Genomic DNA, 16,326 nt, shown 5'->3' with positions numbered 1-16,326 from the left:
TCATATTAGCCCTGCCATGGAATAACGCCTTTAGGTAGCCGCGGGGCCAGCAAACTAAGTGCCAGCATTAATGCAGCAACCATGATCACCACCAGCACTGAAACGGCGGAGGCCAGAACGCTTTCGCCACCTTCATCAAGATTGAAAATCAGCACGCCGAGGGTTTCGTTACCGGCGCTCCAAAGCAGCGCGGATACGGTGAGTTCGTTGACTGCTAATAAAAACACCAGCAGCCCGCCGGCAAACACGGCGGGTGCCACCAGCGGTAGCACGATGCCGCCTAGCCGCCGCCAGGGGCCCGCGCCGGCTAGCTGTGCGGCTTCTTCAAGCGAGGGGTCAAGCTGCGCTAAGCTGGCGGCCACGGGCTTGAGGCAAACCACCAAAAAGCGCGCCAAATAGGCGATGAAAATAAGCCCCAGCGTGCCGTAGAGCGCCACATTAATAATTGGCAGTGGGCGTACAAACAGCAGAATGCAGGCAATCGCCAGCACCACGCCGGGAAGGGCGTAGGGAATTTCAATCGCGCTGAGCACCGCGCCACGCAAGCGCTCAGGCAAGCGCTGTAATCGATACGCCAGCGGCAGACTAAGCAGCATCAGCACCACGGCGGCGCTGCCCGCCAGCCATAGGCTATTGTTGACTGCCCGCCACGTTGCACCCTGACGACCGATTACGTCGGCATAAGCATTTAACGTGAGGGTCTCAGCGTTAAGCGGCACGCCCATGGCCGGTACCAGAGAGCTGGCGATAAGGGCGAGTAGCGGTGCGACTAAAATAACCACCAAGATGCCGATCAGCGTAGCAGTTACCAGCGTGCGCCAGCGGCCAAGCGTGAAATCATGCGAGCGGCCGCTATGGCCGCCTAACCCAAAGCGGCTGCGGCTCATCAGGCGCTGCTGCAGTGCTACACCGGCCAGCGCCAGTAACCCGATCAGCAGTGACAGGGCGGCCATTTCAGCCAGTACGCCAGTGCCGAAACTGGCCATACGCTGGTAGATCAGCGTGGGCAGCACAAAATACCCGGCAGGAATGCCCAGCATGGCGGGAATGCCGAAGTTACCCAGGCTCGAAATAAACGCCATTGAGCCCCCGGCCACTAAGCCGCTGCGGGTAACGGGCAGGATAATATGGCCCCACACCTGAGTTTGCTTTGCGCCGCTAATGCGCGCGGCTTCGATAAGCTCGCGGGGCAGCGAAAGTAGGCTGGTGCGCAGGGCCAGAAATACCAGCGGAGCGCTTTGAATCCCTAGCAGTAAGGCAATGCCTTCCGCCGAATAAAGCGGTTGAGGGCTGCCGAGCGGCGGCGCCATGCCAAGGCTCTTTAATAGCGGGCTGGCCGGGCCAAAAAGCTGTAACCAGCTGAGCGCAGTGACCTGAGGTGGAATCATCATGGGCAGCATGAAACAGAACACCAGCCAAGACTTACCGCGCACGTTGGTGAGCGTGATGGCAAACGCAAACAGGCTGCCCAGCACCAGCGCAATCAGCATGCCAAGCCCTGAGGTATACAGGCTGTGCCAGAGGGCTCGCCAGGTGCTGGCGCTGTTGAGTACTTGCCATAGCGGTGACTGCCGGCCTTGAGCAAGGTCGCTCAAAGCCTCTATCAGCAGGCGCACGCTGGGTACTAGGCTGAGCAGCACAATGCCGATTAGCAGGCTGGAAAGCAGCCAGCGGTGCTGGCTGCTATAGGTCAGGGCAGGAGTCATGATCACCCGCCGAATAAATCGCTAAAGCGCTGTTTAAGCGCTGCTTCTTGTTCCAGGGCCTGCTCAATATCCACCGGCATCAGCGTAATGCTGTCGCGGGCAGGAAAGCCTTCGGGGGGCGTTACATCGTTGCGCGCAGGCAGATAGCCCTGCTGGCTCACCAGTGCCTGGCCCTGTTCGGAGAGCACGAAATCCACAAACTTCTGTGCGGCATCCACATTCTTGGCACCCTGCATAATCGCCACTGGCTCAGTCACTGCGCTGACGCCTTCTTCAGGGAACACAAACGCGACCGGCGAGCCTTTAGCCGCTTCACGAATGGGTAAGAAGTCGACCACGATACCGTAGGGCTTGGTGCCTGCGGCCACGGCGTTAAATACGCCACCATTGCCGCCCTGGGCTTCGGTACGATTGGCGTGCAGCGCGTCGTAGTAGTCGGCCCCCAGTGCCGGATTGGCGCTGATGGCCGCCATATGGATTAACGCTGCGCCAGAGTAAAGCGGGCTGGGCATGGTGACGAGCCCTTCATAATCGGGGCCCAATAGGTCTTGCCAGCTTTGCGGCTGGTGCTCAGCGCCGGTGTTATACACAATTCCCGTGGTGATCAGCTTGGTGCCGTAGTAATAGCCCTCCGGGTCGTATAGCTCGGCGTCATGTGCCTGGCGCTCATCGCTTAAGTAAGGCTGCAAAAGGCCTTCTTGTTTGAGCGACTCCATGGTCATGCTGTCGGCAATCAGCAGCACATCTGGATTGCTTACCCCCGCTGAAAGCTCCGAACGCAGCCGCGTCATCAGCCGCGTAGTGCCATCGCGTACCCACTCCACTTCAATGTCGGGATAGGCCGCTTGAAAGGCATCCACCGTTTGTTGGGCATCGCTGTTGGGCTGGCTGGTGTAAAGCGTTAGCGTGTTATCTGCGGCTGCTTGGGTCGAAACAAACAAACTGGCCACGAGGGCTGCCGTAGATAAAGAAAGCGTTAAGGGACGCTTCAGCATGAGGGTTCTCCGTTGAGTGAGCCCTTACATTAAGGCCATCTGCTTACAAGAAAATGACACTATGCTTTCCATGTGACTCTTTTCCTCTTTCGTGACTGCTATGCTGGAAGATTGTGATCATAGAGACGAGGAATGCGGCTATGGCAGGCGGATGGTCTAAAGACGGTGCCGAACAGGAGCAGATTGAAAACACCTTGAACGATGCGGTACAGCGTGCACGCAGCCAACTACCCCACGGCGCCAGCCTGAAGATTTGCGAAGAATGTGGCGACCCCATTCCTGACGCGCGCCGACAGGCAATGCCGGGCGTTAGGCTATGTGTCGCTTGCCAAGGAGAGCTTGATAAAAAGCAGTCAAGCGTCAGTGGCTATAACCGCCGAGGTAGTAAAGATAGTCAGTTGCGTTAATATTGCCGTTAGTCAGCAGGAGGCCAACGCCTTGATCACTAGGCGATAGGCTTGCTGCGTCGCGCCGCTTTGTAAATACGCTATATTCGAGTACTGTTTTTAGGCATGAGTCAGTGTAAAAATTGTGAGGATTGACCTTTTGGAACTTGATCAAGATTACCGCGCCCTTCGCGTCGAAACACTTTCAACAAGACTCGGCAGTATTGACGCGGTAGCCAGTCGCGTGGGTGGTGAGCCTGCCGCTTGGGAAATTCGCGAGGTAGGCGACGGCAATCTCAATCTAGTGTTTATTGTCTCCGGAAGCCTCGGCATTGTCGTGGTAAAGCAGGCACTGCCCTATGTTCGCATGGTTGGCGAGAGCTGGCCGCTACCGACGTATCGCGCTCACTTTGAATATTACGCGCTGGTGCGTCAGGCCAAGCGCGCACCTGGCATTGCCCCAGAGGTTTACTACTTCGATAAGCCTCAGGCGCTGTTTGTGATGGAGTATCTTCATCCGCATACGATTTTGCGGCGCAAGCTAATTGCTGGCGAGAGAGTGGCGCAGCTTGGCGACACTATCGGCCAGTTCTGCGCGCGCACGGCGTTTCGTGGCTCAGAGCTTTCGCTCAGCAGTCCTGAGAAAAAGCAGGATGTAGGTCTATTTTCTGGCAACGTGGCGATTCCCGCGATTACCGAATCGCTGGTGTTTACCGACCCCTATTACGCCGCTGAAATGAATCACCACACGCCGGAGCTTTCACCGGTGGTGGATGAACTGCGCCGAAATGCTCGCCTAAAAGCCAAGGTGCAGCGGCTGCTGATGAAATTCACCGCCAACACCGAAACCATGCTCCACGGTGATTTGCACGCCGGTTCGATTATGGCGACCGATACCGACGTACGCGTTATTGACCCCGAGTTCTCTCAATACGGACCGATGGCGTTTGATCTGGGAATGGCGGTGGCTAACTTCCTGATGGCCTACTTTAGCCAGCCTGCTCACCGTCAAGAAAGCGAGCTTGAAAGCTATCAGACATGGATTCTTGAAGTAATTGAGGCGTGCTTCACAAGCTTTGATGACGAGTTTCGCCACCTATGGCAAACCGAACGGACGGGGATTCTGTTCCCGAAAGCGTTATTTGAAGAGCAGGGCAATAGCGCCGATGACGCCTGCGATGCGCTGCTTGATGAGATCCGCCTGGACGCGCTGGCTTACTGCGGCATCGAGATGCACCGCCGGGTACTTTCACTTGCCCATAATGCCGATTTTGAAGAGATTGAAGACACCGCCCTGCGTGCCAAGCTTGAAGCCCGCAACGTGCTGATGGGCCAGGCCCTGATTATGGAGCCGGAGGCAGCCCGTGAGGTGTCGGCCCTCATTGAACTGGCCCAGACGTATAACCGCCAAGATATTCTATAAACAGCATCCTATAAAAGACGCGCTATAAAAAGCCGCGGGCAAGCAGGCCCGCGGCTTTTGAAAGGTTGATGTATTACTAGGCAGCATTAATGCTCGGTAATCGTCAAGTAAGTTGTCGTCTCTGACTATATTTATGCAGCCTTCTTTTCTGGTTCGTTTACCGTCACACTCAGCTCTCTTTCTGGGTTAAGTGATACTGTCTTTACGGGTGTCCAGTTACGTGTGTTGCCGCTCCATCGCGCTGGGTTGGCGTTGCGCGCTGCTCGATTGATTTGATCGCGCTTAATCAGTATTTCCGTGTCCTGACCCGCGTGCCGTTGGGCGGGGGTGACGAGACGGATTCCGCTGTGGCGGTGCTCGTGGTTGTACCACTGAACGAAGCCAGCTACCCATTCCCGTGCAGCATCAACATGGGCGAAGCCCTTCGTTGGATAACAGGGACGATACTTGCACGTACGGAACAGCGACTCTGAGTAAGGGTTATCGTTGCTGACCCGGGGTCGACTGAACGAGGGGGTGATGCCTAGCTCATGCAGTTTCTCTAATAGCGTGGCCCCCTTAAACGGGCTGCCATTATCGGCATGAAGTACCAAGGGCTGATCGACGACCTGCTCGGCCAGCACTGCACGTTCCAGCACCGTGCGGGAGTTATGGGCTGATTCCGCGAGGAAGACTTCCCAGCCGATGATTTTGCGGCTGTAAATATCAAGCATCATGACCAGATAGTAATACTCACCTTTGATGGGGCCACCCAGCCAGGTCGCGTCCCACGTCCAAACGCAGTTAGGCGCCGTCGCCTGATACGTCGTCGGTCGGGCGTGACGCTTCGGCAACTTGGCGCGGCCCCGATGGATCGCTTCTTTGTGTTTATGCAACACGCGATAGAAGGTGGAAGCTGAGGCGAGGTAGCGCGCTTCCTCATCGAACAGTCTTACCACGATCTGTTCCGGCGGCAAGTGGGCATAGTCTGGCCGGTGGCAAATGTCGAGGATTTCCTGCTGCTCTATCGGCGTGAGCGCATTCGCCGGTGTGGGCCGCTCAACTAAAGGCCGCAGGTCTTCGCGAAGTTCACCATCGCGTGTCCAGCGTTGATACGTCCGAGCACTCATGCCCAGTTCACGGCAGGCGGCTGCTAAACGTGCACCGTGAGCACGGGCGTTATCGATCAGCGCAATGGCATGTCGGCGATCAGGGGTGCTAATCATTCGTCCTCGTCCCCCCAGATCGCCGCTGCTTTTTTTCGCAGCGTTAACAAGGCCGCTGTTTCGGCTAACGCACTGTTCTTGCGAGCCAGTTCTTTCTCCAGTGCTTTAATATGTTTGCGCTGCTGTTTGAGCTCATCTGCCTCACGCTGGCGTTCTGACTGTGACAAGCAGGCCGCCTGTTCACAGTCAGAACGCCATTGCTCCAATTGTTCTGGATAGAGGCCGCGACGGCGGCAATACTCAGCCACGTCGTGAGCATTCATTGAGGCCGTCTCAACAACAGCGCTAAATTTATCACGGGAAGACCATCCATCAGCGCCTTTGCCCAAGGCATCTGGTAAACATTTTCCATTAATACGTGCTTCTTTACGCCATTTATAAACCGTGGCTAATGAGATGCCTTCCTGTGCTGCAATCTCATGGGGTGAAAGGGCATGAGGCGGCAGTAATTTGGCCACCACCGCTTGCCGACGTTCATCTGAATAGCGAGGCATGAGTGTCTCCTTTGACCCCCTGATCAATGTTTAAGAAAGAATATCAGAGGGTGCGACACTTATCCTGACACTGGGGGTGCTCAGGCTGGGGCGTTTTGTAGCTCATGTCAGATCATTGACTACATAAAGTGACGTTTGAATTTTTCGTGGTTTTCAATATTGCTACGAACATCGGCTGCGTCCCAGATTTGCAGTTCCCACGGGAAGTAAAAGTTATTTTTGTTTTTGAAGTAAACATGCAGGCCTCGGTAACCTGGCTTGTCGCGCAAATACCAGTTCTTCAACCCTAGCGCGTCTTGCCAGTCATCCAGCCGCTCCATCACCGTATTAACGTCATCAGGAGCGAGCACAATCCGGGCACCAAAAATATCATTCAGCCAGTTATTCACCGGATATTGATCTTCGCAGTGTGAAAACCGCTCGATCATGTCATCAATGCTTTCGCGGGTTTTCACGCGATAAAAGTATCTGATGTCTATATCGGCGGCCATCAGGTAGTCGTTAATGCTTTCATGCAGTGTGAGGCGATATTGATAAATATGGGCGACGGGAATCTGTCGGATGGTTCTGGAAAGATTGAGTTTGGCGATTTTTCCGGTTTCAAAATAATCTCTGGAAAAATCCGCATGCAGGCGATTGATCTCGCTGACGAGTTGTTGGGTCTGGCTGATGTTATCCATGCCCCGGCTCCGTACTTGAGGGCTGCGTCTCCGGCTTGGTAAAGCTTAACAGCAGATCTTTTTTCAATATTTTAAATAAAATATAGCCGTCTTTTCCTGAAATGGAGCCCGCAATGAGCCACACCGTCACGCTGTAACAGATAGCGTTCTGCCTTATCAAACCCTCCCCCCTACGCCTTTGAATTTCTCCACAAACGCCACAATTTTCTGAAACACGCTCTGCTTTTTGGTGAGGTACTGTGGGTTCAGTGGGCTCATTTTCGGTAACAGGCTGTTCAGTTCGGTGCCTTTCTCACTGGCATATTCCCGCTTGAGCGAGGTGGTGATGTAGCGCCGGGCTTCGTCTGCCTTGAGATTCTCTGAATCAATCAGCTCTTCGGCCTCGCGGTGCTGTTCAGCCTGGGCAAAGGTAAAGAAGGCCTCAATCACACTGGCTTTCTCACCGATCTGATCCAGGTCGGTCTGGTTGATGAAATCAACGACCAGGTCTTCTTTAGCGCGATTGCCAAGGCTTGCACGGATAACTCGCCGCACCTCTTGAACCAAATCTGCTTTGCTTTTGGTTTTTTTATTGTGCTCAAAGATCAGCCCTAGGATGTAATCCAGGTTGATCTCTTGGGACTTCAGCAGGTCCACCTCAAACTCCACATCATCCCAGTCGAGGGTGGATGTTTCTTTTTCTTGGGCGGATTTTTGACGGCGCTGCCAGTCCCGGATGTCGTTGTAGGTCGAGCGATAATCCTGAATCTTACGCTCGGCGGGTAATCGAATGCTTTGCAGTTCAGCCAGTTTTTCATCGTCCAAGTAATGTTCTGCTTTAAAGGCCTCAACCGCCTCTTGATCGCTGGTGTCGAGGCTTTGCAAAGCTTTCAAGCTGGCAAACTCGTCGTAGTTTTGCAGCACATTTTCTACGCGCAGATACTCGCCAAAGACCTTAGCAAAAGCTTTTTTGTCTGCTTCCTTTTCGATGGCAGCAGGATCAGGAAAGTTGTGCTCCAGGTCGGCGACCACTTCCATAAAACCGCGCCTTGCATGGCCTGTCACTAGGTCGGTAAAACCTTCCATGTACTCCTTGTAGCTCTTTTCTAAAACCACATTTTTGGTGTTTTTATCCCCAAACAGGGTGATGGCATCCACCGTGGCCTTTTCCAAATCGCGGAAGGTGACGATATTACCAAACGCCTTGGTGGCATCATAAATGCGGTTTGTACGTGAGAATGCCTGCATCAAACCGTGATAGCGCAGGTTCTTATCGACAAACAGGGTGTTCAGCGTTGGTGCATCAAAGCCAGTCAGGAACATGCCGACCACGATCAGCAGGTCGATTTCCTTGGCTTTTACCCGCTTGGCTAGGTCGCGGTAGTAGTTCTGAAAGCCGTTGCTGTCCACGCTGTAAGTGGTTTTGAAGTAAACGTTGTAGTCGTCGATGGCAGCACTTAAAAATTCCTTGGCACTGGCGTTCATAGCCGACACATTAAAGCTTTCATCCACAATATCGCCTACGGCATCCTGCTCTTCATTGGCGGTATAAGAAAAAATTGTGGCAATTTTCAGCGGCCTGTCACTATCACGTTGAAGCTCACTCAGCGTCTGGTAATAGAGTTTGGCCGCTTCCACGCTGCTCACCGCGAACATGGCGTTAAAGCCCTGGTGGTTCCCTTGCAGACGGTGCGTCTTCTGGCGGTAGTGATGCAGGATATAGCGAGAAATCTCCCGAATGCGATCCGGGTGTTGCAACGCCTGCTTGTTCTCGGCGGCGCTTAGCTTTTTCTCATCCTGCTCGGTTTCTAACGCCTTGAATTTGGGTCGCACATCGTTGTAATCCACCTTGAACTTGAGCACTTTTTCATCCCGAATGGCATCGGTGATGACATAAGAGTGCAGCTCGCGGCCAAACACACTGGCGGTGGTGTCAGCACCTAACGCGTTTTGCGGGAAAATGGGCGTACCGGTAAAACCAAACTGGTAGAACCGCTTGAATTTCTTTTTCAGGTTTTTCTGTGCCTCACCAAACTGGCTGCGGTGACACTCGTCAAAAATGAACACCACCTGCTTTTTATAGATGGGCAGGCTGGCTTCGCTCTTCATCAGGTTGTTGAGCTTTTGGATAGTGGTGACGATGATCTTGTTATCGTCTTTCTCAATGTTCCTCTTCAGCCCTGCCGTGTTGTCTGAGCCGTTCACGCTGTCGGGGGAAAAGCGCTGGTACTCCTTCATGGTTTGGTAGTCCAGGTCTTTCCTGTCTACCACGAAAAACACCTTGTCGATAAATTCCAGCTCAGTGGCCAAGCGTGCCGCTTTAAAGCTGGTTAGGGTTTTGCCCGAGCCGGTGGTATGCCAAATATACCCGCCGCTTTCAGGCGTACTCCAGTTTTTGGCTTCAAACGAGCTTCTCACCTTCCACAGAATTCGCTCGGTGGCGGCAATCTGATAAGGGCGCATGACCAGTAGGGTGTTGTCGATATCAAACACCGAATAGTGCAGGAGAACATTCAGCAGGGTGTTCTTCTGTAAAAAAGTCGCTGTAACGTCCTTCAGGTCTTTGATCAGGGTGTTATCTGCCTGCGCCCAGTTCATGGTGAAGTCGAAACTGTTTTTATTGCGCTTTGTGGTGTTAGCAAAGTAGCGGCTGTCGGTGCCATTGCTAATCACAAACAACTGCAAATACTTGAACAGGGAGTGCTCGCTGTTAAAGCTCTCCTTGCTGTAGCGATGCACCTGATTAAAGGCCTCGCGGATCGCCACTCCGCGTTTTTTCAGTTCCACCTGCATCAAGGGCAAGCCGTTGACCAAAAGGGTGACATCATAGCGGTTGGCGTGGCTGCCGGTTTGTGAAAACTGCTTGATCACCTGCACCTTATTGCGGGCAATGGTCTTCTTATCGACCAAGTAGATATTCTGGATGCGGCCATCATCGAAGGTAAAATCGTGAATGTAGTCGTCGTGAATCTTACGGCTTTTATCCACACTGCTGTCGCTGGGTTTATCCAGGTAGGTTTCGACAAAACGCTGCCATTCGCTTTCTGAAAACGCCACCTGATTTAACGCCTGCAGCTGCACACGCACGTTGGCTAACAGCGCATTAGCGCTATTGAGGCCGGGCAGGTACTCATAGCCCTGATTGACCAGATCCTGAATCAGCTCCTGCTCCAGGGCATCTTCACTCTGGTAGCTCTCGGCCACCTTCCAATCCTTGCTGTATCTTTCCAAGACAATGAAATTGTTGGATTCAGCGATGGGCGTGTACGTTGTCACAGGTGGATCTCCCAGTGTCCGGCTTTGTCCGAGCCAATTCGAGTTAACGTGCCCGCTTGCTGCAGTTTGGCGATGGCACGGGCGATGGTGCGAACATCTTTGCCGATCCGCTCGGCAAGCTCTTGGCGGGTGAGTTGGTTGTCATCATGCAATAAACGCAAGATAGCCTCGGGCGTTTTCAGCCCATCGATATTTACAGGGGCGTTTACAGAGACGTTTACAGGGGCGTTTTGTGCCAGGGTTTGGGCAATCACCGAGAGCATGAAGTGGATAAAGAGTGTGCTATCGGCATGCTGGTCAGCGTCTTCCAGTGCCTGGTAATACTGCTGCTGGTGATCTTTTATCACACTTTCCAGCGGTAGAGACAAAAACAACGGATGCCACTGCGACAGAATCAAAGTTTGCCACAAACGCCCCATTCGCCCATTGCCATCACTGAAGGGGTGAATGAACTCAAATTCGTAATGAAACACACTGCTGGTAATCAGCGGATGATCCTTAGCCTGCTTCAACCATTGGGCTAAATCCGCCATTAAGCCTGATACCTGGTGGGCGGGAGGTGCCACATGATGCACCTCCTTGCCTTTTTGAATGCCTACCGCCTTGTCGCGAAAACGCCCTGCGTTGGTCAGAATCTCCGACATCATCAAGCCGTGTGCCGTCAGCAGATGATCTAAGTTGCCTGGTTGCCAAGTGGGCAGGGCATCATAGGCAGCAATGGCCCCTTTTACTTCTGCCAGCTCACGCACGCTGCCCAGCACCGACTTACCCTCAATCATCGCCGTGATCTGCTCTTCGGTGAGGGTATTGCCTTCAATCGCCAGCGTGCCTGCCAGGGTTTTGATGCGGTTCTGCTTGCGTAACTGCGGCGAAGCATTCAGCGCACTGGCATCCAGTCGACCGACTTGCTGGCTGATGTCGGCCACCAAATTCAGGATTTCGCTGGTGATGGTGAAAGGCGGCTGGTAGCTCATGCGTCTTTATCCTGCCTACTCAGCCGCTGTTTGATCTCTCGGTCGAAGTCCGACTCAATACGCTGCTGCTTATTGAATTGGTCGTATTCAGCATGAGCCTTTTGCTCTGCATGCTTGCGAGACACTGTTCCATAGCCTTCAAGAATTTCATACTCATTGAATGTTAGGAATTTATCGACACTCTCAGCAAAGCGCTCCATCGTAAAAGTATTGCGCCGTTCAATGATGCCCTCAATATAATCAAAAAACGCAGATACGGCGCGCTCCAGCTGTTTTATTTCATTTTCACTCAAGTAGTTTTTCGCGACGATTGTATCCGACTTTAATACTCGCCCATCCGGTGCATTTTTATAAGTGCTCATGCCCATCAAGGGTTTGCTGGCATCTGCTTTCAGCGCAATGATCTCGGCTGCGGTATGGCCGGTAATGGCAAAATGAAACTTATCCTGAACGTGGGCATAGAACTGCTGGGTGGTTTTCGATTTAGGATCATAATCGATGCTACATTCAGCAAAAATATCAGTGATCTGCTGATAAACGCGCCGCTCGCTCGCGCGTATAGAGCGCACCCGCTCCAATAGCTCCTTGAAGTAGTCCTTGCCAAAATAGCGGCCATTCTTGAGGCGCTCATCATCCATGGCAAAGCCTTTGATGATGTATTCTTTAATCAGCTTTGTTGCCCAGATGCGGAATTGGGTGGCCTGCGTCGAGTTAACTCGGTACCCAACAGAAATAACGGCGTCGAGGTTGTAGTATTTCACCTGCTTGGTTTGGGTTTTGCCCGCAATGGCGCCGTGTTCAGTGGTATGTTCCAAAATGGAAACCACCACGTCTTCTTGTAACTCTCCGCTGTCAAAGATGTTCTTAAGGTGCTTGGTAATGGCGGGGCGCTGAACACCGAACAAGGCGGCCATGCGCTCTTGAGTCAGCCAAATCGTCTCGTTACTAAGCAGCACCTCAACTTTAACCGCTCCACTGGGCGCGGTGTAGAGCAGAAAGTCGGAAGTTTGATCCTGCAGACTTAAAGTATTTTTATCCATGCGCTTCTTCTTCCTGCTGCCAAAAGCCGTAGTTGTTCACCAAGTGCTTCAGTAGTAAGGCTACCGTATTCTTTTCTGGCCCACTGGGCTCAGCTATAACCTCATTCGACAATGTTGAGTGACTGGTAAACTGAATAATACGGTTAAAATAGGTCTGCTTATCGTCTGGCAAAAGTTCTGACCAATACCTGTAACCCAGGAAACTGGCAGTTTTTTCATATAGGTTGCGCAAAAGTGTGAAATGATACTTCTGTATTTTGTTTTCAGAAATTGCTTTTTCAAGGATCTGTTTTAAATACAAATGGTAAGAAAAACTTTTGTTAGAATCGCCATTCTTCTCTGCAAGCAGGAAAGTGCCATCTTCAAAACGTTCCAACAGATAACAGGCTTTACTATTCAACTCATTGTAGAGCACGTTATAAAATAGGGGGCTATGAGTAGTAATAATAAATTTTAAATTAGATGGGCTGGATTTGATAAGGGTGGCCAAATTGACCGCCAGCTCAATCAGATGGTTTTCATCCAGAGAACTTACCGGATCATCAATAAATACATACTCCAACTGATCAAACTGATCGGTCTCTCGTTCTTCTATTTCAGCCACATTACGAATCGTAATTACTTGGTCCAGTAATGTGTAGAAAATACTCCAGATAAAGTTACTTTCTTCACCTTTAGAAATTTTTAAATTGATCTCTCTATCATTATTGCCCCGCTCCAGTGAAAAGGTCACTTCGCTGAAATCTTCGCTAAAATGAGGAGTAAGTTTGTCATTCGTGAAGTGCTGAAAGTACGCAGCAATATTCGCATCCTGACCAAGGTCTTTCAATAGCGTGAGCAACCAATTGGTATAGGAATTGGGCTGAATTTTTAGTTTTGGCTCGGCGTCACCCTCCAAATCGTTATCCCAATAGAACAGGTCTTCGGTAAAGGCGTTGTAATACAGGAATTTTTCACGTGAAGGTGCTGCTTCGTCACCTTCACAATTATCTTTGGTAATAAGCTGCTTGAGCTCACGTGAGAGGCGCGTTTTACCCGAACCATTAAAGGCATAGATAAGTTGCACCTTTTTGGGGGCATTCCTTAAGTCTTCGGCTATATCCATTAGCGTTTTGCTCATACTACGCGGCCTCCTTGCCTGACTTAGGAAAGCTCAGCAGCAGATCGCGGTAGTATTCATACTGCTTTTGGCGCAATTCGATTTCGCGTGGCAGGCCTTCGCTGATGGAGGCCGTGAGAGTATCGAATTTGTCGAGGATGGCGACGATCCGCTCTTTTTCCTCTGGTGAGGGGTTTGGAATAGGGATACTTTCTAAATTCTTTTTATTCAGCTTCGGTTGCGCTGCGCCCGATATGTATGGAATTAAGTCAATACTGTTCAGATAATACTCAACATATCTTCGCTCGGCATAGGTATCAAACTTAAGGACGTGAGCGTGATTGTTAACCCACGTCTTCCCGCTGATACTGAACGCTATAGGCGTATTGCGAGCCAATAAATTTGCACCATCTTCAGAAACGAGTAGAAAATCACCATCGAAAATGTAGTCTTTTACATAATCGACAACGCCAGATGCCCCGTAATAAGGAATACTCCCTGGTTGCCTTAAGCCGCTTGTGATTGGCCTTCTTCTAGAATCGAGATTTGCTGCCACCTTACCCAGCTTTTTCCACTCCACTTCCCCTTCCTCAAAACTCAACAACTGGTCGCGGTAGTGGTTGTATTGTTTTTTACGCAGATTAAGCTCGGTGGTCAGCTCGGTGGTCAGCTCGGCGGTCATGGCGGTAAATGCGTCCAGAATACGGACGATTTCGGCCTGAATCTTCAGCGATTTTTTGGGGTTGTCTGGGTAGGGGATGGGGATTTGGAAAGCATTCATTACCGATGAGCTTAAATTATTTATGGTCGAGCTTTTAAGCATTTCATCGAGGTGTTTTTGAAAAATCCCACTCGTGAGCACATGGAACAAAAATCGTGGGTTAATACCACGGTGGCACCTAACAACCCCCATGAATCCGCCAAAATAGAAGTCGATGTCTGAATTGATAAAGGCGACTTTTCCGACATGCTCTCGGCTGCCGCTTGCGGCACTTATCAAAATATCATTCTTATACAGTTTTTGCGAAGCCTTTACTTTGGTTTCATGCTTCACAATCTTTACATCGTCAAAATTTATGGTGCTTCCGGAAAGCGTAATGTTATTTGCTCTCAGAACCTTATAACCTGATCCATCGCTGCTCTCATTGGCTTTGCTATAAGTCAGACCTCGGACATATTCAGCCACATCGGAAAGTGGCTTCCACTCCACATCCACCCTATCCAGTAGCTTGTCCATAAAATTCAGTTCACTCATCTCAAGCCCCCTCGATTTCCGCGACGATTGCATCAATATCCGTCCGTAGCTGATCAATTTTGGCCACGGTAGTTTTTAGCTCGGCATTTAGCTGAGTGATGTCGGTTTTCTCTCGGGTGTCCTCAGCTACAACGTAGCTGCTCACGGAAAGGTTGTAGTCATTTGCAGCGACTTCTTCCAGAGGCACGGAGCGGGCTAGGTAATCGATATTTTCTTTGCTATCAAACACCGCCATGATCTGCTTGATATGTTCATCCGTTAGGACGTTGTTGTTGGTTTCTTTTTTGAATAGATCGCTGGCATCGATAAACTGGGTCGTCGTTTCGCTTTTATGTTTGGCCAGCACCAGAATCGTTACCGCGATGGTGGTGCCAAAAAATAAATTAGGAGCCAGCGAGATCACCGTTTCCACATAGTTGTTATCGACCAAGTATTTTCGGATCTTCTGCTCGGCACCGCCACGGTAAAAAATACCCGGAAAGCACACAATCGCCGCCCGGCCTTTGCTGGAAAGGTAGTTGAGTGCATGGAGCACAAAGGCAAAATCGGCCTTGGATTTAGGGGCCAGCACCCCAGCAGGAGCAAAGCGATCATCGTTGATCAGGGTGGGGTCATCACTGCCGATCCACTTCACCGAGTAAGGCGGATTGGAGACGATGGCGTCAAAGGGTTTTTCATCGCCAAAATGCGGGTTGGTCAGGGTGTTGCCCAGCTGAATATCGAACTTGTCGTAGTTGATGTTGTGCAAGAACATGTTCATGCGGGCCAGGTTGTAGGTGGTGTGGTTAATCTCCTGGCCGTAAAAACCTTCCTCAATGATGTGATTATCAAAGTGCTTTTTGGCTTGCAGCAGCAGCGAGCCACTGCCCGCTGCGGGGTCGTAAATCTTGTTAACGCTGGTCTGCTTGTGCATGGCCAGTTGAGCAATCAGCCGGGACACATGCTGCGGAGTAAAAAACTCACCGCCGGATTTGCCCGCATTCGCGGCATAGTTGGAAATCAGAAATTCGTAGGCATCACCAAACAGGTCAATCTGGCTGTCTTCACCTTCCTCAAAAAAATCATGGCCAAAATCCAACCCGGCGACACCCTTTAGCACATGCGCCAAGCGGGTGTTTTTGTCTTTTACGGTGCTCCCCAGCCGGTTGCTGGTGGTATCAAAATCAGCGAATAGGCCTTTAATGTCGGCTTCCGAAGCATAGCCGTTGGCGGAGTTCTCAATATTCGAAAAGATAGCTGCCAGGTCGGTGTTCAGGCTTTGGTTGGTATTGGCGCTTTTAGCCACCTTGCTGAACAGCTGGCTGGGGTAAATAAAGTAGCCCTTGGTTTTAATAGCATCGTCTTTGATATCGGGCGTGATCACGCTATCGGGCAGCTCTGCATAGTTGACGCTGTCATCACCGGCTTCGATGTAAATAACAAAATTTTCGCTTATAAAACGGTAAAATAGAGTGCCAAGCACGAAATGCTTAAAATCCCAGCCATCCACTGAGCCGCGCACATCGTTGGCAATGGCCCAGATTTGGCGTTGTAGCGCGGCGCGTTGTTGGATGCTTGTCATAGGTTTCTTCCTTTCCACTATCAGTTTGGTAACGCCAGCGCTTATTTTTTAACGGTTCTATCATTTGGTGTTATTCGTTCTTTCAAATAGACTGCACTAACTCAGTGTTCAGGCGACTATCGAACCCACCGGGGTCAATGGGTTCGATAGCCGTCTAAAGTTTTTAATAGCATGATTATAAATGGTTTTTTATTCAGCGTAGCCCGACGGGCCCGTAAAGGCGACAGATGTTGAAATCCGCCGCGTTGTTTAA

At 51.2% G+C, this 16,326-nt stretch carries 12 protein-coding genes; 2 read left to right on the top strand and 10 right to left on the bottom strand.

The genetic code is table 11. The features are described 5' to 3' along the window. Positions 1-5 precede the first annotated feature (5 nt). Together KUO20_RS14215 and KUO20_RS14210 are read right to left on the bottom strand one after the other, a co-directional pair. The gene (locus tag KUO20_RS14215) at positions 6-1,706 is read right to left on the bottom strand and encodes an ABC transporter permease (protein WP_235040489.1); all 1,701 of its coding nucleotides are present in this window, start codon (positions 1,704-1,706) and stop codon (positions 6-8) included. Positions 1,707-1,708: 2 nt separating this feature from the next. Then, positions 1,709-2,701 (bottom strand): ABC transporter substrate-binding protein, encoded by a 993-nt coding sequence (locus KUO20_RS14210; protein WP_235040488.1) that lies wholly within the window; start codon positions 2,699-2,701, stop codon positions 1,709-1,711. Positions 2,702-2,841: 140 nt separating this feature from the next. Between KUO20_RS14210 and KUO20_RS14205 the strand changes: the two genes are divergently transcribed. Both KUO20_RS14205 and mtnK read left to right on the top strand, forming a co-directional pair. After that, positions 2,842-3,108 carry a DksA/TraR family C4-type zinc finger protein gene (locus KUO20_RS14205; protein ID WP_235040487.1) on the top strand — a complete coding sequence of 89 codons (267 nt, stop codon included), beginning with the start codon at positions 2,842-2,844 and terminating at the stop codon, positions 3,106-3,108. 139 nt (positions 3,109-3,247) lie between these two features. Further along, a complete protein-coding gene (gene mtnK / locus KUO20_RS14200) occupies positions 3,248-4,510 on the top strand; it encodes an S-methyl-5-thioribose kinase (RefSeq protein WP_235040486.1) in 1,263 nt (420 codons plus the stop codon). 131 nt (positions 4,511-4,641) lie between these two features. Here the strand turns inward: mtnK and KUO20_RS14195 are convergent. From KUO20_RS14195 to KUO20_RS14160, 8 genes are all read right to left on the bottom strand, one after another. Next, positions 4,642-6,209, bottom strand: a protein-coding gene (locus tag KUO20_RS14195; protein WP_235040485.1) for an IS3 family transposase whose coding sequence is annotated in 2 segments (ribosomal slippage) — positions 4,642-5,744 and positions 5,744-6,209 — 1,569 coding nt in all. Because the reading frame shifts where the segments join, the coding sequence is not laid out codon by codon here. Positions 6,210-6,328: 119 nt separating this feature from the next. Further along, positions 6,329-6,889, bottom strand: a complete 561-nt coding sequence (locus KUO20_RS14190) for a nucleotidyltransferase family protein (protein ID WP_235040484.1) — start codon at positions 6,887-6,889, stop codon at positions 6,329-6,331. Positions 6,890-7,045: 156 nt separating this feature from the next. Beyond that, on the bottom strand, positions 7,046-10,144 hold the full coding sequence (locus tag KUO20_RS14185; RefSeq protein WP_235040483.1) for a type I restriction endonuclease subunit R: 3,099 nt from the start codon (positions 10,142-10,144) through the stop codon (positions 7,046-7,048). Next, positions 10,141-11,118, bottom strand: coding sequence for a Fic family protein (locus KUO20_RS14180; RefSeq protein ID WP_235040482.1), 978 nt, complete (start codon positions 11,116-11,118; stop codon positions 10,141-10,143). The genes KUO20_RS14185 and KUO20_RS14180 overlap by 4 nt, the downstream gene beginning before the upstream one ends. Further along, on the bottom strand, positions 11,115-12,158 hold the full coding sequence (locus KUO20_RS14175; protein WP_235040481.1) for a virulence RhuM family protein: 1,044 nt from the start codon (positions 12,156-12,158) through the stop codon (positions 11,115-11,117). Before KUO20_RS14175 ends, KUO20_RS14180 begins: the two co-directional genes overlap by 4 nt. Then, positions 12,151-13,278, bottom strand: a complete 1,128-nt coding sequence (locus KUO20_RS14170; protein WP_235040480.1) for an ATP-binding protein — start codon at positions 13,276-13,278, stop codon at positions 12,151-12,153. Before KUO20_RS14170 ends, KUO20_RS14175 begins: the two co-directional genes overlap by 8 nt. A gap of 1 nt (position 13,279) precedes the next feature. Further along, entirely contained in the window at positions 13,280-14,512 is a 1,233-nt protein-coding gene (locus KUO20_RS14165; RefSeq protein WP_235040479.1) for a restriction endonuclease subunit S, read from the bottom strand. Between the two features lies 1 nt (position 14,513). Next, complete coding sequence (locus KUO20_RS14160; RefSeq protein WP_235040478.1) at positions 14,514-16,073, bottom strand: type I restriction-modification system subunit M; 1,560 nt, start codon at positions 16,071-16,073, stop codon at positions 14,514-14,516. Positions 16,074-16,326: the final 253 nt, after the last annotated feature.

The sequence above is a fragment of the Vreelandella profundi genome (genome assembly GCF_019722725.1).
In the GTDB taxonomy this organism is placed as follows: Bacteria; Pseudomonadota; Gammaproteobacteria; order Pseudomonadales; family Halomonadaceae; genus Vreelandella; species Vreelandella profundi.
The sequence above is the reverse complement of the archived record's forward strand: the minus strand, read 5'-3'. Positions and strand labels throughout refer to the sequence as shown.

Excerpts from the sequence above, each read along its gene's own strand:
- KUO20_RS14210 (WP_235040488.1), bottom strand. The coding sequence starts at position 2,701 with ATGCTGAAGCGTCCCTTAACGCTTTCTTTATCTACGGCAGCCCTCGTG.
- KUO20_RS14190 (WP_235040484.1), bottom strand. The coding sequence starts at position 6,889 with ATGGATAACATCAGCCAGACCCAACAACTCGTCAGCGAGATCAATCGC.
- KUO20_RS14180 (WP_235040482.1), bottom strand. The coding sequence starts at position 11,118 with ATGAGCTACCAGCCGCCTTTCACCATCACCAGCGAAATCCTGAATTTG.
- KUO20_RS14205 (WP_235040487.1), top strand. The coding sequence starts at position 2,842 with ATGGCAGGCGGATGGTCTAAAGACGGTGCCGAACAGGAGCAGATTGAA.
- KUO20_RS14170 (WP_235040480.1), bottom strand. The coding sequence starts at position 13,278 with ATGAGCAAAACGCTAATGGATATAGCCGAAGACTTAAGGAATGCCCCC.
- KUO20_RS14215 (WP_235040489.1), bottom strand. The coding sequence starts at position 1,706 with ATGACTCCTGCCCTGACCTATAGCAGCCAGCACCGCTGGCTGCTTTCC.
- KUO20_RS14165 (WP_235040479.1), bottom strand. The coding sequence starts at position 14,512 with ATGAGTGAACTGAATTTTATGGACAAGCTACTGGATAGGGTGGATGTG.
- KUO20_RS14175 (WP_235040481.1), bottom strand. The coding sequence starts at position 12,158 with ATGGATAAAAATACTTTAAGTCTGCAGGATCAAACTTCCGACTTTCTG.
- KUO20_RS14160 (WP_235040478.1), bottom strand. The coding sequence starts at position 16,073 with ATGACAAGCATCCAACAACGCGCCGCGCTACAACGCCAAATCTGGGCC.